General features: G+C 66.8%; 19 protein-coding genes. 15 read left to right on the forward strand and 4 right to left on the reverse strand.

The genetic code is table 11. The features are described from left to right. The first annotated feature begins 48 nt into the window (after positions 1–48). Genes AC56KZ_RS08150 through AC56KZ_RS08165 form a run of 4 tightly spaced genes read left to right on the forward strand, consistent with a single transcriptional unit; the run spans position 49 to position 5,747 of the window. The gene (locus AC56KZ_RS08150; RefSeq protein ID WP_497161650.1) at positions 49–2,463 is read left to right on the forward strand and encodes a M1 family metallopeptidase; all 2,415 of its coding nucleotides are present in this window, start codon (positions 49–51) and stop codon (positions 2,461–2,463) included. Beyond that, complete coding sequence (locus AC56KZ_RS08155) at positions 2,460–2,948, forward strand: DUF6702 family protein (RefSeq protein WP_497161651.1); 489 nt, start codon at positions 2,460–2,462, stop codon at positions 2,946–2,948. Before AC56KZ_RS08150 ends, AC56KZ_RS08155 begins: the two co-directional genes overlap by 4 nt. Before the next feature lie 10 nt (positions 2,949–2,958). Continuing rightward, complete coding sequence (locus AC56KZ_RS08160; RefSeq protein ID WP_497161652.1) at positions 2,959–4,992, forward strand: TonB-dependent receptor; 2,034 nt, start codon at positions 2,959–2,961, stop codon at positions 4,990–4,992. A 17-nt stretch (positions 4,993–5,009) separates the two neighbouring features. Further along, positions 5,010–5,747 (forward strand): 2OG-Fe dioxygenase family protein, encoded by a 738-nt coding sequence (locus tag AC56KZ_RS08165; RefSeq protein WP_497161653.1) that lies wholly within the window; start codon positions 5,010–5,012, stop codon positions 5,745–5,747. Positions 5,748–5,997: 250 nt separating this feature from the next. Here the strand turns inward: AC56KZ_RS08165 and AC56KZ_RS08170 are convergent, their stop codons facing one another. Next, positions 5,998–6,363, reverse strand: a complete 366-nt coding sequence (locus tag AC56KZ_RS08170; protein ID WP_497161654.1) for a hypothetical protein — start codon at positions 6,361–6,363, stop codon at positions 5,998–6,000. 61 nt (positions 6,364–6,424) lie between these two features. After that, positions 6,425–7,318, reverse strand: coding sequence for a LysR family transcriptional regulator ArgP (locus AC56KZ_RS08175; protein WP_497161655.1), 894 nt, complete (start codon positions 7,316–7,318; stop codon positions 6,425–6,427). A gap of 94 nt (positions 7,319–7,412) precedes the next feature. Here AC56KZ_RS08175 and AC56KZ_RS08180 point away from each other — a divergent pair, with 94 nt between their 5' ends. The 4 genes from AC56KZ_RS08180 to AC56KZ_RS08195 all read left to right on the forward strand — a co-directional run bounded on the left by AC56KZ_RS08180 (position 7,413) and on the right by AC56KZ_RS08195 (position 13,273). Beyond that, positions 7,413–8,048: a LysE/ArgO family amino acid transporter gene (locus AC56KZ_RS08180; protein ID WP_497161656.1), complete on the forward strand. Its 636-nt coding sequence runs from the start codon at positions 7,413–7,415 to the stop codon at positions 8,046–8,048. Between the two features lie 94 nt (positions 8,049–8,142). Then, positions 8,143–9,276: an efflux RND transporter periplasmic adaptor subunit gene (locus AC56KZ_RS08185; RefSeq protein WP_497161657.1), complete on the forward strand. Its 1,134-nt coding sequence runs from the start codon at positions 8,143–8,145 to the stop codon at positions 9,274–9,276. A 9-nt stretch (positions 9,277–9,285) separates the two neighbouring features. Further along, a complete protein-coding gene (locus AC56KZ_RS08190) occupies positions 9,286–12,399 on the forward strand; it encodes an efflux RND transporter permease subunit (protein ID WP_497161658.1) in 3,114 nt (1,037 codons plus the stop codon). Positions 12,400–12,415: 16 nt separating this feature from the next. After that, complete coding sequence (locus AC56KZ_RS08195) at positions 12,416–13,273, forward strand: oxygenase MpaB family protein (RefSeq protein ID WP_497161659.1); 858 nt, start codon at positions 12,416–12,418, stop codon at positions 13,271–13,273. Positions 13,274–13,415: 142 nt separating this feature from the next. On the opposite strand, the gene AC56KZ_RS08200 is transcribed toward AC56KZ_RS08195, so the two are convergent. Together AC56KZ_RS08200 and AC56KZ_RS08205 are read right to left on the reverse strand one after the other, a co-directional pair. Next, positions 13,416–14,363, reverse strand: coding sequence for a hypothetical protein (locus tag AC56KZ_RS08200; RefSeq protein WP_497161660.1), 948 nt, complete (start codon positions 14,361–14,363; stop codon positions 13,416–13,418). Between the two features lie 91 nt (positions 14,364–14,454). Beyond that, entirely contained in the window at positions 14,455–15,360 is a 906-nt protein-coding gene (locus tag AC56KZ_RS08205) for an ElaB/YgaM/YqjD family protein (RefSeq protein WP_497161661.1), read from the reverse strand. 551 nt (positions 15,361–15,911) lie between these two features. Between AC56KZ_RS08205 and AC56KZ_RS08210 the strand changes: the two genes are divergently transcribed. The 7 genes from AC56KZ_RS08210 (at position 15,912) to AC56KZ_RS08240 (ending at position 23,153) form a co-directional block, all read left to right on the forward strand. Further along, positions 15,912–16,301: a DUF6153 family protein gene (locus AC56KZ_RS08210; RefSeq protein WP_497161662.1), complete on the forward strand. Its 390-nt coding sequence runs from the start codon at positions 15,912–15,914 to the stop codon at positions 16,299–16,301. Positions 16,302–16,377: 76 nt separating this feature from the next. Then, positions 16,378–17,577: a TolC family protein gene (locus tag AC56KZ_RS08215; RefSeq protein ID WP_497161663.1), complete on the forward strand. Its 1,200-nt coding sequence runs from the start codon at positions 16,378–16,380 to the stop codon at positions 17,575–17,577. Beyond that, positions 17,574–18,140 carry a hypothetical protein gene (locus AC56KZ_RS08220; protein ID WP_497161664.1) on the forward strand — a complete coding sequence of 189 codons (567 nt, stop codon included), beginning with the start codon at positions 17,574–17,576 and terminating at the stop codon, positions 18,138–18,140. Before AC56KZ_RS08215 ends, AC56KZ_RS08220 begins: the two co-directional genes overlap by 4 nt. A gap of 1 nt (position 18,141) precedes the next feature. After that, positions 18,142–19,257: an efflux RND transporter periplasmic adaptor subunit gene (locus AC56KZ_RS08225; protein ID WP_497161665.1), complete on the forward strand. Its 1,116-nt coding sequence runs from the start codon at positions 18,142–18,144 to the stop codon at positions 19,255–19,257. A gap of 6 nt (positions 19,258–19,263) precedes the next feature. Continuing rightward, positions 19,264–22,362, forward strand: coding sequence for an efflux RND transporter permease subunit (locus tag AC56KZ_RS08230; protein WP_497161666.1), 3,099 nt, complete (start codon positions 19,264–19,266; stop codon positions 22,360–22,362). A gap of 60 nt (positions 22,363–22,422) precedes the next feature. Then, on the forward strand, positions 22,423–22,797 hold the full coding sequence (locus AC56KZ_RS08235) for a hypothetical protein (protein ID WP_497161667.1): 375 nt from the start codon (positions 22,423–22,425) through the stop codon (positions 22,795–22,797). Between the two features lie 5 nt (positions 22,798–22,802). Next, complete coding sequence (locus tag AC56KZ_RS08240) at positions 22,803–23,153, forward strand: DUF3147 family protein (protein ID WP_497161668.1); 351 nt, start codon at positions 22,803–22,805, stop codon at positions 23,151–23,153. Positions 23,154–23,177 lie beyond the last annotated feature (24 nt).

Raw genomic sequence — 23,177 nt, forward strand, 5'->3', positions numbered from 1 at the left:
TCGCGCATCATGCGCGGCTGCCGGTTTTCACATTCAGTAGCAGACACCATGACCATCAAACACCTCGCGCGCGCGCTTGTGCCAACTCTTGCGCTGACCTTGACCCTGTCCGCAGGCGCCCACGCCGCCGACAAGTTCGACGACAAGTTCCGCCAGCTCGACGAGCTGCTGCCGACGCCGACCACCACCCGCACCGCCTCGGGTGCGCCGGGGCACGCCTACTGGCAGCAGCGCGCCGACTACAAGCTGCGCGCCACCCTCGACGAAGCCAGGCGCGCGATCACGGGCGCCGGCACCATCACCTACCATAACAATTCGCCCGACACCCTCTCTTACCTGTGGGTGCAGCTCGACCAGAACATGTTCCGCGCCGATTCGGACAACCGGAACATCTCGACGATTCCGTCGCGCGAGGCCTGGCAGCGCACCGGCGCCGACGGCGTCAAGTTCGACGCGCTCCGCGCCAATTTCGACAGCCGTGCCTTTGCCGGCGGCTTCGACATCAAGAGCGTGAAGGGCGCCGACGGCCGCCCACTGCGTTACGTCATCAACCGCACGATGATGCGCGTCGATCTGCCGCAGCCGATGAAGCCGGGTGCGCGCTTCTCGTTCGCGCTCGAGTGGAGTTTTAATATTCCTGAGGCGAACGTGGTCGGACGGCGCATGGGCTACGAGCGCTTTGGGGTCGACAAGGATAGTAAAGAAGACAAAAACGACATCTTCGAGATCGCCCAGTTCTTCCCGCGCATGGCCGCCTATTACGACGTGGCCGGCTGGCAGAACAAGCAGTACCTCGGCGACGGCGAGTTCACGCTGGAATTCGGCGACTACGATGTCGAGATCACGGTGCCAAGCGACCACATCGTCGCCTCCACCGGCGAACTGCAGAACCCGGGCGAGGTGCTCACACCAGCCCAGCGCGAGCGCCTGGCGCAGGCACGCACGGCAAAGAAGCCGGTGATCATCGTCACCCAGGCCGAGGCGACAGCCGCCGAAAAGCAGCGCGCCACCGCCCTGAAGACCTGGCGCTTCAATGCGAAAAACGTGCGCGACTTCGCCTTTGCCTCGAGCCGCAAGTTCATCTGGGACGCCCAGGGCGTGAAAAGCGGCGACGATACCGTGATGGCGATGTCCTACTACCCGAAGGAAGGCAACCCGCTGTGGGAGCGTTACTCGACCCAGGCCGTCGTCCATACCATCGAGCAGTACAACAAGTATTCCTTCGACTACCCCTACCCGGCCGCCATTTCCGTGAACGGCCCGATCGGCGGCATGGAATACCCGATGATTTCGTTCAACGGCCCGCGTCCGACGAAGGATAAAAAGACCGGCGAACTGACTTATCCGAAGGCGACCAAGTATGGCCTGATCAGCGTGATCATCCACGAGGTCGGCCACAACTATTATCCGATGATCGTCAACTCGGACGAGCGCCAGTGGACCTGGATGGACGAAGGCCTGAATTCCTTCCTCCAGTTCCTGGCCGAAGGCGCGTGGGAAGAAAACTACCCGGCGCGGCGCGGCGAGCCACGCGCGATCACCGACTACATGCGCAGCAAGAACCAGACGCCGATCATGACCAATTCGGAGTCGGTGCTGCAGCGCGGCCCGAACGCCTACGGCAAACCGGCCACCGCCCTGAACGTGCTGCGCGAGACGGTGCTGGGGCGCGAGCTGTTCGACTTCGCGTTCAAGGAATACGGCCGCCGCTGGAAGTTCAAGCGTCCAACCCCGGCCGACCTGTTCCGCACGATGGAAGACGCGTCCGGCACCGACCTCGACTGGTTCTGGCGCGGCTGGTTCTACGGGACCGATGCAGTGGACGTGTCCATCGACGGTATCAGCGAGTACACGGTCAGTACCCAGAACCCGGAAATCGAAAAGGCCTGGAGGCGCAAGCTGAAACAGGCCGAGCCGTTGTCCGTGACCGACCAGCGCAACAAGGGCATGCCGCGCCGCGTCGACGCGCATCCCGAGCTGAAGGATTTCTATAACGAGAACGACGACTTCACGGTCACCAACGCCGACCGCAACAAGTTCGCCGAGACCCAGGAAAAGCTGGAAGACTGGGAAAAGGCCTTGCTCAGTTCGGGCAAGCACCTCTACCTGGTCGATTTTTCCAACATCGGCGGGCTGGTGACGCCGCTGGTGCTCGAGGTCACACTCCAGAGCGGCAAGAAATACGTCGAGCGCATTCCAGCCGAAGTATGGCGTTATTCGCCGACCAAGATCACCAAGCTGATCGTCACCGACGAGCCGATGGTCGGCCTGGCCCAGGATCCGTTCTGGGAGACGGCCGACATCAATGTCGACAACAACGCCTGGCCGCGCACGCTGACCCCATCGCGCCTGGAGCTGTTCAAGACCACGCCGCCGGGCAACGACATGATGAAGGACTTTAATACGCCGCTGAAGAAGGCCGAGGTGAAGACCGATTCCGCGGCGCCGAAGGTGGCCCAATGATGTCCATCAAGGCGGTGATCGCCACCGCGCTGCTGTGCGCGAGCAGCCTGGTGTCGGCGCACCGCTTCCATGCGGGCATCGCCGACATTTCCTTCAATGCGCGTACCGGCAGCACCGAGATCGTGCACACCTACATGGCGCACGACATCGAGGCCCTGCTGGCCAACCTTTACGGGCGCCAGTTCGACCTGGCCGACCCCGAGGACCAGGAGGTGCTGCGCAAGTATGTCGAGCCGCGTTTCCGCTTGCAGGGCCAGGACAAGGCGCCCCTGAAAATCCGCTGGATCGGCGTGAAAGTCGACCCGACCAATATCACGATCTTCCAGGAGCTCGAGCAGACCCCGGTGTGGAAGGTGGGCGCCGTCCATCACCAGGTGCTGGTAGACTTCCTGCCGGATCAGGTCAACGCCGTCAACCTCAACGACGGCAATGCCGTCCGCACCCTGACCTTCGATCGCAACACCGCCGACCTGCCGGCGCGCTGAAAGACTTCCCATGTTCCTGCTCCGCCCCCTGCCCTGCGCGCTCGCCGCCCTGTTTGCCTGCTCCAGCGCCAGCGCGGACGAACCCATCGTCCAGCGCGTGCTGGTCGAAGGCTCGCGCACGAGCCAGCTCGGCGTGGCCGAATCGGCCAACGCCGGCAGCGTCGGCCAGAAGGAGCTCGCCGCGCGCACGGTCTACCGCCCCGGCGAAATGCTGGAAGCGATGCCGGGCCTGATCGCCAGCCAGCACAGCGGCGAAGGCAAGGCCAACCAGTTCTACCTGCGCGGCTTCAACCTCGACCACGGCACCGACCTCGCCACCTGGGTCGACGGCATGCCGGTCAACGCGCGCAGCCATGCGCATGGCCAGGGCTGGACCGACGTCAATTTCGTGATTCCCGAACTGGTCGGCCGTCTGGACTACCGCAAGGGGCCCTACTCGGCGCGCGACGGCGACTTCGCTTCGGCGGGCAGCGCCGAGATGGTCTATGCGAACAAGCTGGTGAAGGACATGGCCAATGTCACGCTCGGGCAGGACGGCTACCGGCGCGCGCTGCTGGCCGGCTCGCCGCAGCTTGGCGGCGGCACCCTGCTGTACGCGCTCGAAGGCATGAAGAACGACGGTCCCTGGACCCTGCCCGACGACTACCGCAAGGTCAACGGCGTGCTGCGCTACAGCCGCGGCTTCGCCAACAACGGCTGGAACGTCACCGCGATGGCCTACCGCGGCAGCTGGAACGCGACCGACCAGATTCCGCTGCGCGCGGTCGAAGACGGCACGCTCGGACGCTTCGATGCGATCGACGGCACCGACGGCGGCAGCGCGCGCCGTTACAGCGTATCCGGCATGTGGCGCCAGACCGGCGCCGAGTCGGCCTCGAAAGTCAGCGCCTACGTGATCCGCAACCAGCTCGAGGTGTTCTCGAACTTTACCTACTTCCTCAACGACCCGGTCAACGGCGACCAGTTCGCCCAGCCGGACCGCCGCGTCATCAGCGGCCTGGACGCCAGCCACACCGTGCACGTGCACCGCGGCGCCACCATCGCCTCGGATCTCACCTTCGGCGCGCGCCTCCAGAACGACAACATTTATAACGCCCTGCGCAACACGCGCGCGCGCCAGACCCTCTCGACCACGCGCGAAGACCATATCGTCGAGACCAGCGGCGCCCTGTTCGTGGAAAGCGCGACGCGCTGGAACGCCCTCGTGCGCACCGTGGCGGGAGTCCGCGCGGACCGCTACCGTTTTGATGTGGAAAGCGACCTGGCCGCCAATTCCGGGCGCACCTACGACACCCAGCTGAGCCCCTCGTTCAGCCTGATCGTCGCACCCTTGCCGTCCACTGAGCTGTATGCGAATTACGGCCACGGCTTCCACAGCAACGACGCGCGCGGCACGACCGCGGCGATCGATCCTTTGACCATGGATACGCTCGGACGCTCCCCGGGCCTGGTGCGCTCGCGCGGCATGGAGTTGGGCGTGCGCTCGGAAGCGATCCCGAAAATGCAGATGGCCGCGTCGCTCTACCGGCTCGACCTGGACTCCGAGCTGACCTATATCGGCGACGCCGGCACGACCGAAGCGGGCGACGCAAGCCGCCGCTACGGCATCGAAGTGTCGAACTACTGGAAGCCCTTGAAATGGCTGTCGGTCGACTTCGACGCGGCCTACGCGCGTGCGCGCTCGAGCAGCGGTGCGCGGATTCCCGGCGCGGTCGAAGGCGTCAGCCAGCTGGCCCTGACGCTCGACAAGCTCGGACCCTGGTCGGGCGCCCTGCGCATGCGCTATTTCGGCCCGCGCCCGCTGGTCGAGGACAACAGCGTGCGCTCGCAGGCCAGCACCACGCTCAACGGGCGCATCGGCTACCGGATCAGCAAGGACCTGCAGCTCGAGATCGAGGGCTACAACCTGGCCAACCGGCGCGATTCGGCCATCGATTATTTCTACGAGTCGCGCCTGGCGGGCGAAGCGGCGTCGCGCGAGGACACCCACTTCCATCCGATCGAGCCGCGGTCGCTGCGGGTGAGCTTTACAAAAACCTGGTAAATGCTAGCCTAGCGGGCATGACCTCACCAAAACCGCTCTACACCGACCCTTCCCGCCTCCACGAGGCCCTGCACGGCGACGGCTACGGCCTGCTGTGCCCGACGGACGTCGCCGCGCTGGCCGGCTGTTCGCTCGACGATTTGCAGGCGCTGGCGCCGAGCTGGGACCGGCTCGAACTGGACAACTACCTGAAGGACGGCGGGCGCTACCGGCGCCGGCGTCATTCCTGCTTCATCGACGACGGCAAGACGCTGGCGCAGACGCCGCACCGCGCGCACTGGCAGCCGGTCGAATACAACGCCCTGCACGGCGGCATGCACCGCCTGTTCGAGCCGATCGAAGCGGCGACGATCGCACAACCGGGCTGGGAGCGCCTGCTGCGCGCACTCGGCGCCGTCTGTTCCAGCGTGCGCAAAGAACAGCCCTGGTATGTCGAGGCGCACCAGTTCCGCATCGATACCGCCGACGGCATCGGTCGCCCGACGCCGGAAGGCGCGCACCGCGACGGCGTCGATTTCGTGGCCGTGATCCTGGTCGGGCGCACCGGCATCAAGGGCGGCGAGACCCGCATGTTCGAAGCCGACGGCCCGCGCGGCCTGCGCTTCACGATGAGCGAGCCCTGGACCATGGTGCTGCTCGACGACGCCCGCGTGATCCACGAGTCGACGCCGATCCAGCCGCTGGACGCGCACGGCTACCGCGATACGCTGGTGCTGACCTGGCGTGCGGGAAGTTTTCAGGGCGACGGGGCGTAAGGGCAAAAAAACGCCCACTGACCTTGCGGTAGCGGGCGGTAATCCAGGATTTCGGAGAAACACTGGAGGAGACAGTTCCAATATAACCGTATTTATTGTGCGTCGCAATACCGTAAAACTACCGGACACCTGAGACAAAGTGCCCTGTCTTCGTAAGAATCCTCCCACACGGGCATCATAGGCAGCAGGACCATGCTGCGCTGCACCACAAGAGTGCCTTTCTGGCGCCACACGCACGCCATTCGCGCATTCACGTCTCGACGGGTCCCGCGGCGCCCTGCTGCGGTGCACCGGGCGCATCGCCATCCAGACAATTTTTTTGTGCGTTTTTGTTCACAGCCGGCGCCGTCGCTTCCCGTGCCGCATTTGCACGCTCCATGGCGCGCATCGACGGTGTCCTGACATGCGAAGCCACGCGCGCGCTCGGCGCGACGGTGCCGCGTTCGGGCGCAGCGTGGGTGCCGGCCCGTGCCGGCAAGGCGCCGCTGGCCGGCGGCGGGTGTTGCGCATCGTCCTGCGCCTTGCAAGCCAGGGAGCCGGCTCCAGGCGGGTTGGCCATGGCCGCGCAGGCCGGCAGCGCGGCGCAAACGGCGGCGATCAACAGCGGCTTGTTCATCGTGGACCTCCTTCTGACGCCCATTCTAGTCCCCCATGCGCAACGCGTCGCCCGCGTGCGTTTACCCGATCGGCAGCAGAGCGGCGCGCGCCGCCTTCAGCAAGGCGGCGCCCATGCGTTCGACGCGCGGCGGCTGGATGCGCCAGGCATGCCAGTAGAGCGGCACGTCGCTGTGGCGCCCCGGCGCCAGGTCGACCATGCTGCCGTCATCGAGCATCGCCTGGCATTGTTCGAGCGGCAGCATGCCATAGCCGAAGCCGAGCCGGATCGCCGCCAGATAGGGCTCGCTGGCGGGCACGTAGTGGCAAGGGTAGGCGCCCTCCGGCAGGCCAAGCTGCTCGAGCAGGAAGGCCGACTGCAAGCTGTCCTTGCGGTCGAACACGACCACCGGGGCGCGCGTGGCGGCTTCGCGGGTCAAGCCATCGGGAAAGCAGCGGCGCGCGAAGTCGCTGGAGGCAACCATCCGGTAACGCATCAGGCCGAGGGGCGCAGCGGTGCAGCCATGCATCGGCTGGGCAGTGCCGGCGATACAGGCGACGGCGCGTCCCTCTTGCAGCAGGGCGAAGGTATGGCCTTGGTTGTCGAGCACGAATTCGGCCAGCAAGCCCTCGGCCTGCAGGATCGGCGCCAGCACCGGCAGCAGCCAGGTCGCCAGCGTGTCGTTGTTGACGGCCAGGGCCACCCGCGCCGGTCCGGCGTCGACGCCCATCTCGAGCAGGAATTCCGACTCGAGCAGCGTGCTGCGGCGCAGGTATTGCAGCAGGCGCATGCCGGGAACGGTGGGCCGGCAAGGACGGCTGCGCACCAGCAGCGGCGTGCCGAATTCCTGCTCGAGCGCCGAGATGCGCTGGGAAACCGCCGACGGCGAAATGCCGAGCTGAATGGCCGCCTGCTCCAGGCTGCCGGTATCGACGGCAGCCGTGAACGCACTGCTGCGGCGTGGATCGACTCTCATGGATCAGTTTTCCTTAAGCGGCCTGAATAATCATGAATATAATTGAATCGGCAGCGCCCGGCGGAGAGAATTCGCGCTGTTCCAGGGAGCTGCCATGCAAGTCATTCCGTTTTCCCAGCCCGAATTTTTCCAGGGGCTCATGCTGGGCGCCAGCTTGATCATGGCCATCGGCGCCCAGAATATCCACGTCATCCGCAGCGCCGTACGCGGCGAACACGTGTTCGCGACCGTCGCCGCCTGCATAGCAATCGACGTGGCGCTGATCGCGCTCGGCATCTCCAGCCTGGGCACGCTCATCGAATCGTCCCCGCGCCTGCTGGCGCTGGCGCGTTACGGCGGCGCCGCCTTCCTCGCCTGGTATGGCTGGCGTTGCTGGGCCAGCAGCCTGCGCGGCGGCGCCTCGCTTGCCGCCTCCAGCCAGGTGCAGGCGTTGACATTGCGGCGTGCGTTGGGCACCGTGCTGGCGCTCTCGCTGCTCAATCCCCACGTCTGGCTCGATACCGTGGTGCTGCTGGGGGCCGTCGGCGGCAGCCTCGCGGGCCAGGCGCGCGCCGCCTTTGCCCTGGGCGCCATGACGGCCTCGGTGCTGTGGTTCAGCGCACTCGGCCTGGGGGCGCGGCGCTTTGCCGCGGTGTTGGGACGTCCGGCCGTGTGGCGCGCCATCGAGGCCTTGACCGGTACGCTGATGCTGGTGCTGGCCTTGCAGCTCCTGCGTGGCATAAATGCTTGAACTCCCATCAACTTTCGCCCGCCTTTTGGTAGACTGCTCCATTGCACGCAAAGCGACCGCCTTGCCAGACCATGGAACCCGGAAATCCACGCACATGTACTCCTCGACACCACGTTTTTTGCCCCTCGCCGCCTCGGCCGCCTTTCTCCTGCTTGCCCTCTCCGGTTGCGGCAAGGACGCGGATGAGGCCGAAAAGAAGAATGCTCCCGCCACGCCGGCGCTGACCGTCACGGTCGCGCGGCCAAGCACGGCCAGCCTGCCCCTGCGCCTGGGCGCGAACGGCAACGTCGCCGCCTGGCAGGAAGCGATCATCGGCAGCGAGTCCGCCGGACTGCGCTTGATGGAAGTGCGCGTGAATGTGGGCGACGTCGTGAAAAAGGGCGAAGTGCTGGCCGTGTTCTCGGCCGACACGGTGAACGCCGACGTCGAGCAGGCGCGCGCCGCGCTGCAGGAAGCGCAGGCGAATGTCGGCGAGGCGACGGCCAATGCACGCCGCGGCCAGGTGCTGCGCAGCTCGGGCGCGATGAGCGAGCAGCAGGTGACGCAATACTTCACGGCCCAGCGCACGGCGGAGGCGAGGGTCCTGGCGGCTAAGGCCACGCTGTCCCAGCAGAACCTGCGCCTGAAGTACACGAAGGTGGTCGCGCCCGACAGCGGCATCATCTCGGCGCGCAGCGCGACGGTGGGCGCGGTGGTCGGCGTCGGCACCGAAATGTTCCGCCTGATCCGCCAGGGCCGCCTCGAATGGCGCGCCGAAGTGGTGGCCAACGACATCGCCCGCATCAAGCCGGGTACCCGCGTCACGGTGAAAGCGGCCAACGGCAGCGAAGTGGCCGGCAAGGTGCGCATGGTGGCGCCGACGATCGACGCGCAGACGCGCACGGCCCTGGTATATGTCGACCTGCCGCCCTCCCTGTCGAGCAATGCGCCGCTGAAGGCAGGCATGTTCGCCGGCGGTGAATTCGAACTCGGGGAATCGGGCGCGATGACGGTGCCGCAGCAGGCGATCGCCGTGCGCGACGGCTTCAGCTACGTGTTCCGCCTCAATCCCGACAGCCGCGTGAGCCAGCTGAAGGTCAGTACCGGCCGCCGCCTGGGCGAGCGCATCGAGGTCACCGGCGGACTGGCGCCCGAGGCGCAGATCGTCATCAACGGCGCGGGCTTCCTGAACGATGGGGATCTGGTGCGCAATGTGCCAGCCGCTCCGGCCAAGGTCGCGGCGCGCTAAGGATCGATGATGAATTTTTCCGCACTATCGATCCGCAATCCGATCCCGGCGATCCTGCTGTTCGCCCTGCTCACGCTGGCGGGCCTGCTCGCATTCAAAGCCAACAAGGTCCAGTTCTTCCCCGATATCGAACTGCCGATCGTGACCGTCACCGCCACCCTCGACGGCGCGGCGCCGGCCCAGCTCGAGACCGAGGTCGCGCGCAAGATCGAGGATTCGGTCGCCACGCTCCAGGGCGTGAAGAACATCTATACCAAGGTGCTCGACGGCGTGGCCACGGTCACCGTCGAATTCATCCTCGACAAGGACCTGTCGGACGCGGTCAACGACGTGCGCGACGCGGTCTCGCAGGTGCGCGCCGATTTGCCGGCCGAGATGCGCGAGCCGAGCGTTACCAAGGCCGCCACCGCCGGGCGCACCCTGCTGGCGTTCACCGCCACCGCCAAGGCAGGTTCGGCCCTCGACGCCCAGGAACTGTCCTGGTTCGTCGACAACGCCGTCGCCAAGCGTTTGCTCTCGGTGCCCGGCATGGGCGCCGTGAAACGCATCGGCGGGGTCGACCGCGAAGTGCGGGTCGAACTCAATGCCGAGCGCATGGCGGCGCTGCGCGTGTCGGCGCTGGACGTGTCGCGCCAGCTGCGCAACGTGCAGCGCGAAGCGCCCGGCGGACGCGGCGACGTCAGCGGCGCCGAGCAGTCGGTGCGCACCCTGGCCACCGTCGCCAGCGCGCAGGAACTGGCGCGCATGGACATTCCGCTGCCCGACGGGCGCCGCGTGCGCCTCGATGAAGTGGCCACGGTGCTGGACACGGTGTCCGAGCCGCGCTCGCTGGCCGAGCACGACGGACGCCGCGTGATCGGCTTCGAGATCTTCCGCACCCGCGGCGCCAGCGAAACGGAAGTTGCCGAAGGCGCGCGCCTAGCCGTGGCCGAGCTGCAGAAGGCCCATCCGAACATCGTGCTGCGCGAAGTCGTCGACAACGCCGAGCCGGTGCAGGAAAACTTCGACGCCTCGATGGAGATGCTGTACGAAGGCGCGGTGCTGGCCGTGATCGTGGTCTGGTGGTTCCTGCGCGACTGGCGCGCCACCTTTGTCGCCGCCGCCGCGCTGCCGCTGTCGGTGATCCCGGCCTTCCTCGGCCAGTACCTGTTCGGCTACACCCTCAACATGGTGACCTTGCTGTCCCTCGCCCTGGTGGTCGGGGTGCTGGTCGACGACGCCATCGTCGAGATCGAAAACATCGCGCGCCACCTGAACATGGGCAAGACGCCGATGCAGGCGGCGCTGGAAGCGGCCGACGAAATCGGCATGGCGGTGATTGCCACGACCTTCTCGCTGGTGGCGGTGTTCCTGCCGACCGCCTTCATGGGCGGCATTCCGGGGCGCTTCTTCAAGCAGTTCGGCTGGACCGCGGTGCTGGCGATCCTGGCCTCGCTGGTGGTGGCGCGCCTGCTGACGCCGATGATGGCGGCCTACATCATGAAGCCGGCCAAGAATCCGCACCAGGAAAAGGACGGCCCCCTGATGCGCCGCTACATGGCGACCATGCAGTGGTGCCTGCGGCATCGCCTGGTGACCTCGATCGCCACGGCCGTGTTCTTCGCCGCCTCGATCTCGCTGGTGCCGCTGCTGCCGACCGGCTTCGTGCCGGCCGCCGACCGCGGCCAGACCATCATCAACGCCGAGCTGCCGCCTGGCTCGACGCTGGCGCAGACCCGGCTCGTGGCCGAAAACGCGCGCCTGGCGGCGATGCGCGTGCCGGGCGTGACCAGCGTCTTCAGTTCGATCGGCGGCGGTTCGAGCGGCGACACCTTCGCGCCGGGCGCCTCGGCCGAAGCGCGGCGCGCGGTGCTGACCGTGACCACCGTGCACCGCAGCGAGCGCGACGAAGGTCTGTCCGACCTCGAGCGCAGCATCCGCACCGAGCTCTCAAGCATTCCCGGCGCGCGCTTCACCGTCGGCCAGGCCGACACCGGCGGCAAGCTGCAGCTGGTGCTGCGCAGCGAAGACCCGCTGGCGCTCTCCGCCGCCGCCCAGCGCGCTGAACGCGAGCTGCGCGGCCTGCAAGGCATCGGCAACGTCAGCTCCAGCGCCTCGTTGGTGCGCCCGGAAATCATCGTGCGCCCCGATTTTGCGCGCGCCGCCGACCTCGGCGTGACCGCGGCCGCGATCGGCGAAACCGTGCGCGTGGCAACCGCCGGCGACTACGAACAGGCGCTGCCGAAAATGAACCTGTCCGAGCGCCAGGTGCCGATCCGGGTCAAGCTGCCGAACGCCGTGCGCGCCGACCTCGACGCCATCGGCCGCCTGACCGTGCCGGGTAAAAACGGCCCGGTGTTGCTGGCCACCGTCGCCACCATCACCATGGAAAGCGGCCCGGCCGAGATCTCGCGCCTGAACCGCAGCCGCAACGTCACGCTCGACGTCGAGCTGGGCAGCCGCACGCTCGGCGAAGTCAATGCCGAGGCGCGCGCCCTGCCCGCCTTTGCCAAGCTGCCGGCTTCGGTGCAGATCGCGGAACTGGGCGATGCGCAGGAGATGCAGGCGCTGTTCGCCAGCTTCGGCATCGCCATGACCATCGGCGTGCTGTGCATCTATGGCGTGCTGGTGCTGCTGTTCGCCGACTTCATGCAGCCGCTGACCATCCTTGCGGCGCTGCCGCTGTCGATCGGCGGCGCCTTCGTCGCGCTCCTGATCACCAACAGCGCGCTGTCGATGCCGACCATGATCGGCCTGATCATGCTGATGGGGATCGTGACCAAGAACTCGATCCTGCTGGTCGATTACGCGATCCTGGCGCGGAAAGCCGGCATGGCGCGCTTCGAGGCCCTGGTCGACGCCTGCCACAAGCGCAGCCGTCCGATCGTGATGACGACGATCGCGATGGGCGCCGGCATGATGCCGCTCGCCCTGGGCCTGTCGGGCGACCCGAGCTTCCGCTCGCCGATGGCGATCGCCGTGATCGGCGGCCTGATCACCTCGACGCTGCTGAGTCTGTTGGTGGTGCCGGCGGTATTTACCTATGTCGACGACGCCAAGCTGATGCTCGGCCGCGGAGTGCGCCGCATGCGCCGCCACCCCCAGGAGCCGGCCATGGTCAAGGAAGCGACGGCGGTGAAGTGAGCCCGCGGAGGCGGCGATGCTGAAGTCTATCCAGGAGCTGATGCGCCCGCCGCCGGGCATGGAATTCGATTTCAGCCAGCCGCCAGGCGAGCCGGCGCTGGCGCCGCAGGACGGCGTCGCCTGGCGGGTATTCGCCAATCCGGTCTCGCTGTTCATCGGCGGCGTGGCCGCCGTGCTGTTGGAACTCTCCGAGCCTTCGGTCCGCTCCGGCGTGTGGGACTACGGCGGCTTCCAGCGCGACCCGGGCTTGCGCCTGCGGCGCACCGGCTTTGCCGCGATGATGACCGTGTACGGCCCGCGTTCGGCCAGCGAAAAGCTGATTGCACACGTGGTGCGGATGCATGCCCACGTCAAAGGCAACACGCCCGCCGGCCTCCCCTACCAGGCCAACGACCCGCGCCTGCTGGACTGGGTCCACGCCACCGCCGGCTTCGGCTTTGGCGAGGCCTATCACCGCTACGTGCGGCCGCTGTCCCCCCTCGAGAAGGATGCCCTGTTCGCCGAAGGCGAGCCGGCCGCCCGGTTGTACGGCGCCACCGGCGCGCCGCGCTCCTGGGCGGCGTGGGAAGCGCTGCTGGCCGCGACCGCGCCCGGACTGGAGGGTTCAAGCATCCTCGACGAATTCCTGCGCATCATCGCCGGTGCGCCCCTGTTGCCGGCCCCCATGCGCCCGCTCCAGCGCCTGCTGGTGCGCGCGGCGATTGACATCGTGCCGGAACCGGTGCGCTCGCTGCCGCAATTGCGCGGACGCGGCCTGCGCCCGGGCGAGGCGACCCTGGTGCGCGCGCTGGCAGGAGCGGCCCCACTGCTGCCGCTGGGGGATACGCCGCCAGTGCAGGCGGCACGGCGAATGGCGGCGCCGGACAGGACATAAAAAAAATGCCGCCCGGCTTGCGCCCGGCGGCATTTTTCATTCCAGCGCCCTGCCCGATCAGAAAATGATCGCAAGCAGGATGATGATCGGGATCGGAATCCCGATGGCCCACAGAAGAATCGATTTCATAGGTCCTCCTAAATTAACGATGGGACGCGGCAGTGAGGCCGTCGCGCTGTTTGCCGCCGAGGGTGGCGCTCCAGCTAGCCACGAAGGCGCCGATCAGCAGCGCCACGGTCAGCCACAGGGCAGTACCGGCAGCAGCCTTGCGTGCCTTGTCGGCCGCATCCTTCGCCGTGGCCTTGGCCTTGTCGGCCGCTGCCTTGCCGCGGTTATACACGTCGTCGACGCGCTGCTGGGCGGCGGCCGGGTCCATGCCGGTTTGCGCGGCAACACGGCGCGCCAGGTAGGCGCGGTCGTCCGGCGCCAGGGCGCCGTTCTTGACGCTGGTGGCGAGGATGCGCATGGCTTCCTGGCGCAGGCCAGGGTCTTTCAGGGCCGCGGCTGCACCTTGCGCTTCGGGTTGGTCGCTGCGCATCAGCATGTCGGAAAAATAGTCGAGCGGGTTGCTGCCCGCGCCGCCATCGTCGTCCGAAGCCGCGCCGGCAGCTGCCGCGCCGCTCATCATCGTGGTCTTGGCGACGCCGGCGCCGGCATCGACGGCCGTACCGAGCATCTTGCTCATGATGCCGCCGAAGAAGGCGGCAGTCACCAGCGTTGCCAGGGCCCAGGTCAGCATGCCGTGGGCCGTGTCGCGGAAATAGACTTCGTCGTTATGGATGCTGGACCATTTCACGCGCAGGCGTCCGGCCAGGTAGCCGCCCAGGGCCGAAGCGGCGAGCTGGGTAAAGCTGAGCCAGAGGATGGCGCCGATACCGAGCGCGACGGCGCTGTTGTCTTCGTACGGCGACATGGCCGAGAAGCCCAGGCCGGAGCCGAGCAGGTAGAGGACGATCGATACGGCGGCAGCCGCAACGGCGCCGGCAATGATGGCGCCCCAGGAAACGCCGGAGCGCGGGGCTTCGTCGCCGGGTTCGGCGGAGCCGTGAGCAGGGACGCGCGTCGTCCCGCTCGTTGTTTGAGCTTGCATAGGTTTCCCTCGGAATTTTTTATTTTTTGAAGTAACAAGACATCCCGGCCGAGGTTGTCGGCCGGGATGTCCGGTCAGGCTGCGCTACAGATTAGTAGTCGCGGCGGCGGCTGCCACCGAGCAGCTTGGCCAGGATGTAACCAGCGCCCAGGGCGATGGCCACGGCGGTGCCTGGCTTGGTACGCACATACTCACGGCCCGAATCGGCCAGTTGCGAGTAGGTGTCGCCCATCTGGTCCTTGCGGGTGGCGAACTGGCTCGATGCGCCGCTCAGCAGGCCGCTGAGCTTGTCGACACCGGCGTGGGCCGTGCTGACGACGCGCTCGACGATCGGCTGGGCTGCTTCGGCAGCCTTGTCGATGGTCTTGTGCATCTCTTCCGGCTTGATGGATGCCATCATGCCAGCCGACGTGCCGCCGGTGCTGCCCGAGCCGGTCGAACCGCCCATGGCGCCCGACGAACCACCCATCGAACCGGAGCTGCCCGAACCCGACGAACCGCCCAGCGACGAACCGCTCGAGCCGGCCGAACCCGATGCCGACGAACCGGTCGAACCCGACGAGCCGCCCAGCGACGAGCCGGACGAACCCGACGAACCGCCCAGGGACGAACCGCTCGAGCCGGTCGAACCGCTCTGCGACGAGCCGGTCGAACCGCCCAGCGACGAACCAGTCGACGACGAACCGGTGGAGCCGCCCAGCGACGAACCGCTCTGCGACGAACCCGACGAACCGCTCAGGCCGCCGCTGCTGCCGGCGCCGCTCGAACCCATGTTGCCGGTCGTGCCAGCATTGGTGGCGCTGCTGCTCGAACCCGTGGACGGGCTGCTGCTCGACGACGAGCTGCCCGACAGGCTGCCCGACGAGCCGGCGCTGGCCGACGAACCGGTGCTGCTCTTGTTCAGGCTCGAGGACTTGTCATCCTTGCCCATGCTGCTGCCATTGGACTGCTTGCTGGCATCAACGCCTTTTCCCTCGCTCGACTTCTGATTATCCATGACTTTTGTCCTTGTAAAATGTAAGACCAACGCGGAGTAGACCGGTACCCAACCCATCGCCACATTCTTCCTCGATTCCGCTCGAAACAAAACGGAGGCGCGAAAATGTACTGCGCTACATCAATAGAGCATCCGGGTTTTGCCTTCGGTCACGGACTTGCATAAGTGACCTCCAACAAACTCAAAAGTTCCGTTAATCGCCACGTCACTTTCGTATCCCGTTTTGCAAGCGTACGCCGATTTGACGTACTGCACGATTGCGGCGGTCGGGTAACCACGTCACGATACAAAAAATATAACAACGGACCTAACCCGACCGTGCGCTGACTAACAGAACTATTGGATCAATGACAATGCCGCCGAAATAAGCGCGAAAGACAGCGTGTTCGCGGATTTTTAATGAGTACAGGAAATAAAGGCAGACGGACGGCAATCCTGCCCGATGTGAAACGTTTGCGGTCCCCGCAAGCAAACGCAATCGATGGGAACATGGCAGCGGAATGCAGCAGGGGCGACTGCTATAATCGCGCACAACTTACCGGGTGATTTCCGTGCACCGCATCGTCTGCCTCCTCCTCTTCTTGTTGTCCTTGCCCTTGCATGGTTTTGCCATGCAGGGTGGATTGCCGCCCGCTGCCGGGGGCGCATCGCTCGCACACGAAATCGAGCACGACAAAGGTATTCAGCACCATCACCACGAGGAAGATGGGAGCGTCCACTATGACGAATCCGAGAAGTCGCTGGAGCATGCACAGGAACACTCGTGTTCCGCGCAGCCGGCCGGCTTGGCCCTGTCCCTGCCGGCGGTGATCCCGCAACCGGCGGTGTCCGAACCCGCGAGCTACCTTGCGCGGTCGGTCCCCGAACCCTTCCTGGACGGGCCCCAAAGGCCCCCTGCCTTGACCCTCGGCCACGCTGCCGGGGGCATGCTGCACGCATAATCGGAAGATTCGGTACACCTGGTGTGTGCCGGCGTGCGCGCCTCCGGTGATCCCGAATGTCACCGCTGGAGACCACATGCGCGCCTGCCGCCTGTCCTGTACCTTTTTTGCCGCCGCCCTCGCCCTGCCCTGCCTGGCGGCCGGCGCCACCTTGAAACAAGCCGTCGAGAGTGCATGGCAGCGTGCGCCTGCCGCCCGTACGCTCGAAGCGCGCCGGGACGAAGTGCTGGCCGCGCGCGACAACGCAGGTTCCTGGATTGCCGCCAATCCGACGCTGGGACTGTCCCAGCGCGTGGACCGGGGCGCTTCCGAGCGCGCGCAGCGCGAATCCGAAGTCTCGGTATCGTCCTCGTTCTGGCTGCCCGGCCAGAAAGGGGCGCGCGAGGCGTTGGCCGCCCGCGGCGGCGACGAAGTGGCCGCTCACATCGCCGCCACGCGCCTGGCCGTTGCCGGCGTGGTGCGCGACCGCATCTGGGAGGCCGCGGCGGCCCAGGTCCGGCTCGAGGAAAAGCAGGACCACCTGCACCATCTGGAGGGGCTGCACGAAGAAGTGGAGCGCCGCGTCAAGGCCGGCGACCTGGCGCGCAGCGACGGCTTGCTGACGCTGCAGGAAGTGCTGGCGACCCGGATCGAGGTCACGCAGGCACACACGGCGGCGACCGAAGCGCTGGCCCGCTATCGGGTGACGACCGGCCTGTCGACCCTCCCGGCCATCGAATACGAGCCGATGGGGAACCTGACCGCTCCCGCCAGCCTGCGCATGGCTGCGGCGCAGGCCTCGGAACAACGCGCCCGCGCTGCCCTGCAGGTCGCCAGCGCAACCCGCTCGGCCCCGCCGACGCTTGCCTTGTCGGTGCGCCGGGAAGACGAAAGGCTGCTGCGCGAACCGGTGAACAGCATCGGCGTGGCGCTCCAGATTCCGATCGGGAGCGCGGGCCGCAATCGTCTGGCCGAGGCCCAGGCCCAGACCGCCATCGCCAGCGCCGCCGCGGAAGCGGCCGAAGTGCAGGCATCGAGCGCCGCCGATATCGACAGTGCAAAAGAAAGGCTGGCAAATGCCCGCAGCGCGCTCGAGACCGCCAGCGCGCGGGCACAGGCCATGCACGAACACACCGCGCTCTTCGAGAAGGCATTCCGTGCAGGCGAACGGGGCCTGGCCGAACTGCTGCGCTCGAGGGCGCTCACGCACGAGGCCGATGTTGCCGTCGCCCAGCAGAGGGTCGCACTCGGGCACGCCCTTGCCCAATTCAATCAAGCATTAGGAATTCTTCCATGAACTACCTGACCGTGTTTTTCGCCGCCGTGCTGGCGCTGCTTCCCTTGTCGCCGGCCTTTGCCGGCCCCGGCGCCCACGGCCCGAACGGCGAGCACCTCGATGGCCAGACCGGCAGCAAGGGCGCCGGCGCGTCCGTTCCACACATCGAGACTTTTACGGAAGACTTCGAGCTGCTCGGTCACCTGTCCGGCGGCGAGCTGTCGATCATGATCGACCGCTACGAGACCAACGAGCCGGTGCTGGGGGCCAACCTGGAAGTGCAGTACAAGGACCTGAAGGCCAGGGCGACATTCCACGCCGACCATGGCGATTATTCGGTCGACGATCCGAAATTGCTCGCCGCGCTTGCGAAACCGGGCGCCCATGCCCTGCTGTTTACGCTGGTGGCAGGTGATGAGTCCGATCTGCTGGAAGGCACGCTGACGGTGGCTGCCGCGGCGGACGAGCATGGCCACGACGACGGGATCGGCAAGGGCTGGCTGGCCGCCTTTGCCGCCGCCCTGATCGCCGCCGTCGCTGCCGCGATAGTCGTCGTGCGCCGCCGTCAACGCAAGGAAGCCTGACATGAAGAAGACTCAACGAATCATTGCCGGCCTGGTGGCCGGCCTGTTTGCCACCTCCCTGCTGGCTTCGCCCGGCGCCCATGGCCCGAACGGCGAGCACCTCGACGGCCAGGCCGGCGCCAGCCTTGGCGGCCTGGCGCGCCTGCCCGACGGCAGCGTCAACGTGCCCAAAATGGCGCAGCGCCGGATGGGCGTGCGCACCCTGATGGTCAAGGAAGGGGACTACGCTCGCAGCGTGGCCCTGAACGGCCGCGTCAGCATCGACCCGAACGCCGGCGGCCGCGTGCAGGCGCCCTTCGCCGGGCAGATCGCGCCGGGGCCGAACGGCCTGCCGGTGGCCGGCCAGCGCGTGGTCAAGGGCCAGGTGCTGGCACGCCTGCGTCCGACCGGCGCCGCCATCGAGCGCGGCAACCAGGCGGCGCAACTGGCCGAATTGCGCGCCAAGCGCGCATTGCTGGCCAAGCGCGTGGAGCGCCTGGCATCGCTCGAAGGCGTGGTGCCGGCCAAGGAAATCGAAGCGGCGCGCGCGGAACTGGCCGGCACCATCGGCCAGGAACGCGCCGTGGCCGGAACGATCAGCGGCAGCGAGGCGATCCTGGCCCCGGCCAGCGGCATCATCGCCAGCGCCTCGGTCCTCAACGGCCAGATCGTCGAGCCGCGCGACGTGCTGTTCGAGATCGTCGATCCGCAGCGCATGCTGATCGAGGCCATGTCGAGCGATGCCGGCATCGCCCGCAGGATCAGCAGTGCGACGCTGCTTGACGTGCCGGATGTCGAGCTGACCCTGCTCGGCGGCGGCCGCACCCTGCGCGACGGCGCCGTGCCGATCAACTTCCGGGCGCGCGGCGCCAGCCTCGACCTGGCGATCGGCCAGCCGGTCACGGTGCTGGCCAGGCTTGATACGAAGCTCAAGGGAATTGCGCTGCCGGCGGCGGCGCTGGCGAGGAATCCGGCGAACGAAACGGTGGTCTGGATCAAGTCCGGCGCCCAGCGTTTCATCGCCCTGCCGGTGGAAGCCACCGCGCTCGACGCGCGCACCGTCGTCGTCACCAGGGGGCTGACAGCCGACAACAGGGTGGTCGTGGTCGGCACTTCCCTGATCAATCAAATTAGATAAGCCTCCATGTTCAATTCCATAGTTCGCTTCAGCCTCCACAACCGCCTGTTCGTGCTGGTCGCGGCGCTGATGCTGATGGTGTACGGCGCCATGACCGCGTGGCGTACCCCGGTCGACGTCTTCCCCGACCTGAACAAGCCGGTCGTGACCGTGCTGACCGAGGCCGGCGGCATGGCTCCCGAGGAAGTCGAGCAGCTGGTCTCGTTCCCGATCGAGACCTCGCTCAACGGCATGCCCGGCGTGACGCGGGTGCGTTCGGTCTCCGGCGTCGGCCTGTCGATCGTGTATGCCGAGTTCGACTGGGGCACCGACGTCTACCGCAACCGCCAGCTCGTCTCCGAACGCATCACCCTGGTCAAGGAGGGGCTGCCCGGGAACATCGCGCCGGTGATGGGGCCGGTGTCGTCGATCATGGGCGAGATCATGCTGATCGCGCTGCCGATCGACGTGGCAAAAACCGATCCGATGAAGGCGCGCGAGTATGCCGACTTCGTGCTGCGCCCGCGCCTGTTGTCGATTCCGGGCGTGTCGCAGGTGATCCCGATCGGCGGCGAAGTGCGCCAGCTGCGGGTCGAGCCGGACACGGCGCGCATGGCGCAGTTCGGCGTCTCGCTGGAACAGGTGACAGGCGCACTGCGCGGCTTCGCGGCCAATACCAGCGGCGGCTTCGTCGACCTGAACAACCGCGAATACCTGATCCGCAACCTGGGCCGCACGAATCGCCTGGAAGACATCCAGGGCCTGGCCGTCGCCTACCGCAATGGCACGCCGGTGCTGCTCGAACAGGTCGCGGGCGTACGGTATGCGGCGGCCTTCAAGCGCGGCGACGCCGGCCTGAACGGCAAGCCTGCGGTGATCGTCAGCGTGCAGAAGCAGCCCTCTGGCGACACGGTGCGCCTGACGCGCGACATCGAGACGGCGCTGGCGGAACTGAAGCAGGGCCTGCCGGCCGGGATTTCGGCGCCGGTGGTGCTGTTCCGCCAGGCGAACTTCATCGACAACTCGGTCGGCAACGTGGTCGAGGCGCTGCGCGACGGCGCCATCCTGGTCGCGATCGTGCTGTTCGCCTTCCTGCTCAGCGTCCGCACGACGCTCATTTCGCTGATCGCCATCCCGCTGTCGCTGGCGGTCACCGCCCTCGCCTTCCACCTGCTCGGGCAATCGATCAACGTCATGACCCTGGGCGGCCTGGCGATCGCCATCGGCGAACTGGTCGACGATGCGGTGGTGGACGTCGAAAACATCCTGCGCCGTCTCAAACAGCGCAAGGAAGACGGCGCCTCGGTGCTGGAAACCATCTGGCATGCTTCGGTCGAGGTACGCTCGGGCATCGTGTATGCCACCGTGATCGTGGTGCTGGTGTTCGTGCCGCTGTTCGCCCTGCCCGGCATCGAGGGCCGCCTGTTCGCGCCGCTGGGCATCGCCTACATCGCCTCGATCCTGGCCTCGATGCTGGTATCGATGACGGTGACGCCCGCCCTGGCCTACTACCTGCTGCCGCGCATGAAGCACCTGCACCGCCCGGACAGCCCGATCGTGCGCCGCATGAAGGCCTGGGACACGGCTGCCCTGAACTGGACCTTCCCGCGCATCCGCACGATGCTGGCGCTGGCGCTGATCGCGGTGCTGGCGGCGGCGGCCTCGGTGCCCTTCTTCCCGCGCGCCTTCCTGCCGGCGTTCAACGAGGGCTCGCTGGTGATGGGCATGACCTTCACACCGGGCACCTCGCTGGCCGAAGCGAACCGCATGGGATCGCTGGCCGAGACCCTGATCGCCCAGGTGCCGGAAGTGACCCAGGTCGGGCGCCGCACCGGCCGCGCCGAACTCGACGAGCATGCCGAAGGGGTGCATTCGTCCGAGCTCGACGTCGACCTGAAACCCTCCGAACGCTCGCGCGAAGCGGTCATGGCCAGCATCCGCGACCAGCTGGCGGTGATCCCGGCCTCGATCGCGATCGGGCAGCCGATTTCGCACCGGCTCGACCATTTGCTGTCGGGCGTACGCGCGCAGATCGCCCTCAAAATCTACGGCGACGATCTCGATACCCTGCGCGGCCTGGCCGACGGCCTGCAAGGGCGCCTGCGCGCGGTGCCCGGCCTGGTCGACCTGTCGACCGAGCGCCAGGTGCTGATCCCGCAGATCAAGGTGCGCATCGATTACCGCAAGGCGGCGCAGTATGGCCTGGCGGCGGGCGACGTGCTGCAGGCCCTGCAGGCGCTCAGCGAAGGCACGCGCGTCACGCAAGTGATCGATGGCGCGCGCCGCTTTGACCTGGTGGTGCGCCTGGCCGACGTCGACCGCTCGCCGCAGGACCTGGCGCGGGTGATGCTGACCACGCCAGGCGGACAGATTCCGCTGTCGGCCGTGGCGACGGTGGAAGAAGGCGACGGCCCGAACCAGATCGGCCGCGAGAATGGCCGCCGCCGCATCGTCGTCTATGCCAATACCGACGGCTCGAACATGTCGCAGATTATCGAAGACGTGCGCAAGACGGTCGGCGCCAGCGCGCTCCCCGGCGGCTATTTCGTCAGCGTCGAAGGCCAGTTCCAGGCCCAGGAACAGGCGCAGCAACTGATCGTCGGCCTGTCGCTGGCCTCGCTGGTGCTGATCTTCCTGGTGCTGTACTCACGCTACCGCTCGGGGGTGCTGGCGCTGGTCATCATGGGCAACATTCCCTTCGCCCTGGTGGGCAGCGTGGCCGCGATGTGGATCGCGGGCGTGTCGCTGTCGGTGGCCTCGATGGTCGGCTTCATCACCCTGGCCGGCATCGCCACCCGCAACGGCATTTTGAAGGTGAGTCACTACATCAACCTGTGCAAGTTCGAGGGCGAGACTTTTGGGTGGCCGATGATCGTGCGCGGCTCGATCGAACGCCTGACGCCGGTCGTGATGACCGCGCTGGTCGCCGCCTTTGCGCTCACGCCCCTGCTGCTGGCGGCCGACGCACCCGGCAAAGAAATCCTGCATCCGGTCGCGGTCGTGATCTTCGGTGGGCTGATCAGTTCTACCGTGCTCGATTCGCTGCTCACGCCGCTCATCTTCTGGAAGGTCGGGCGCCGGCCCCTGGAGCGCCTGCTGGCGGAAAAAGGCGGCGAAGCATATTAAATTCACGCGGGCCGAGTGGCGGCGCCCGTTTTTTTGCCGCCACAGTTTTCTGGAGCATGTATGAAAAAAATCTTCGCCATCGCCGCGCTCGCGGCAAGTATCGCCGTCTCAGGCAATGTGTTCGCCCACGGCGCCAAGCCCAAGCATGGCGGCATCGTCCAGAGCGCGGGCGACCTCGCCTTCGAACTGGTGGCCAGGGATGGCGGCACCACGATCTATGTCGACGACCACGGCAAGGACAAGCCGACCGCAGGCGCCAGCGGCACCCTGACCGTATTGAAGGGCGCGCAGAAGACCGAGTTCCCGCTGGCGGCAGGCGCCAATAACACGCTGGTCGTCAAGGGCGATGCCAAGCTGGTCAAGGGGAACAAGGCCGTTGCGGCCATCACGTTCGCGGACAAGAAGGCGGTGAGCGTGCGTTTCTCGGTCAAGTAACTGAGATGAAATGGATCATCACGAAATACCTGATCACGGCGGCCGTCGTTGTGCTGGTGTCGGAAGTGGCGAAGCGCAGCGACCGTTTCGGCGGCTTCGTCGCCGCGCTGCCGATGATTACCCTGTTGACCCTGGTGTGGTTGCACCTCGAAGGCCAGGGCCCGGACCGGCTCGCCAATCATGCCTGGTACACCTTCTGGTATGTCGTGCCGACCCTGCCGATGTTCCTGGCCTTTCCCTGGCTGCTGCCGCGTCTCGGTTTCTGGTGGACGCTCGGGGTGAGCGCCGCGCTCACGGTCGTCTGCTTTAGCCTGTTTGCGCTGGTGGTGAAGCGCTTCGGGATCAACCTGCTCTAGAAGCGTCATCACGCAAGCGCAGGC

The sequence above is a fragment of the Telluria sp. LT2P34 genome (assembly GCF_059685915.1).

What these genes read in the sequence shown, in the direction of transcription:
- AC56KZ_RS08150 (WP_497161650.1), top strand. Translation starts at nt 49, where the DNA reads ATGACCATCAAACACCTCGCGCGCGCGCTTGTGCCAACTCTTGCGCTG.
- AC56KZ_RS08155 (WP_497161651.1), top strand. Translation starts at nt 2,460, where the DNA reads ATGATGTCCATCAAGGCGGTGATCGCCACCGCGCTGCTGTGCGCGAGC.
- AC56KZ_RS08160 (WP_497161652.1), top strand. Translation starts at nt 2,959, where the DNA reads ATGTTCCTGCTCCGCCCCCTGCCCTGCGCGCTCGCCGCCCTGTTTGCC.
- AC56KZ_RS08165 (WP_497161653.1), top strand. Translation starts at nt 5,010, where the DNA reads ATGACCTCACCAAAACCGCTCTACACCGACCCTTCCCGCCTCCACGAG.
- AC56KZ_RS08170 (WP_497161654.1), bottom strand. Translation starts at nt 6,363, where the DNA reads ATGAACAAGCCGCTGTTGATCGCCGCCGTTTGCGCCGCGCTGCCGGCC.
- AC56KZ_RS08175 (WP_497161655.1), bottom strand. Translation starts at nt 7,318, where the DNA reads ATGAGAGTCGATCCACGCCGCAGCAGTGCGTTCACGGCTGCCGTCGAT.
- AC56KZ_RS08180 (WP_497161656.1), top strand. Translation starts at nt 7,413, where the DNA reads ATGCAAGTCATTCCGTTTTCCCAGCCCGAATTTTTCCAGGGGCTCATG.
- AC56KZ_RS08185 (WP_497161657.1), top strand. Translation starts at nt 8,143, where the DNA reads ATGTACTCCTCGACACCACGTTTTTTGCCCCTCGCCGCCTCGGCCGCC.
- AC56KZ_RS08190 (WP_497161658.1), top strand. Translation starts at nt 9,286, where the DNA reads ATGAATTTTTCCGCACTATCGATCCGCAATCCGATCCCGGCGATCCTG.
- AC56KZ_RS08195 (WP_497161659.1), top strand. Translation starts at nt 12,416, where the DNA reads ATGCTGAAGTCTATCCAGGAGCTGATGCGCCCGCCGCCGGGCATGGAA.
- AC56KZ_RS08200 (WP_497161660.1), bottom strand. Translation starts at nt 14,363, where the DNA reads ATGCAAGCTCAAACAACGAGCGGGACGACGCGCGTCCCTGCTCACGGC.
- AC56KZ_RS08205 (WP_497161661.1), bottom strand. Translation starts at nt 15,360, where the DNA reads ATGGATAATCAGAAGTCGAGCGAGGGAAAAGGCGTTGATGCCAGCAAG.
- AC56KZ_RS08215 (WP_497161663.1), top strand. Translation starts at nt 16,378, where the DNA reads ATGCGCGCCTGCCGCCTGTCCTGTACCTTTTTTGCCGCCGCCCTCGCC.
- AC56KZ_RS08220 (WP_497161664.1), top strand. Translation starts at nt 17,574, where the DNA reads ATGAACTACCTGACCGTGTTTTTCGCCGCCGTGCTGGCGCTGCTTCCC.
- AC56KZ_RS08225 (WP_497161665.1), top strand. Translation starts at nt 18,142, where the DNA reads ATGAAGAAGACTCAACGAATCATTGCCGGCCTGGTGGCCGGCCTGTTT.
- AC56KZ_RS08230 (WP_497161666.1), top strand. Translation starts at nt 19,264, where the DNA reads ATGTTCAATTCCATAGTTCGCTTCAGCCTCCACAACCGCCTGTTCGTG.
- AC56KZ_RS08235 (WP_497161667.1), top strand. Translation starts at nt 22,423, where the DNA reads ATGAAAAAAATCTTCGCCATCGCCGCGCTCGCGGCAAGTATCGCCGTC.
- AC56KZ_RS08240 (WP_497161668.1), top strand. Translation starts at nt 22,803, where the DNA reads ATGAAATGGATCATCACGAAATACCTGATCACGGCGGCCGTCGTTGTG.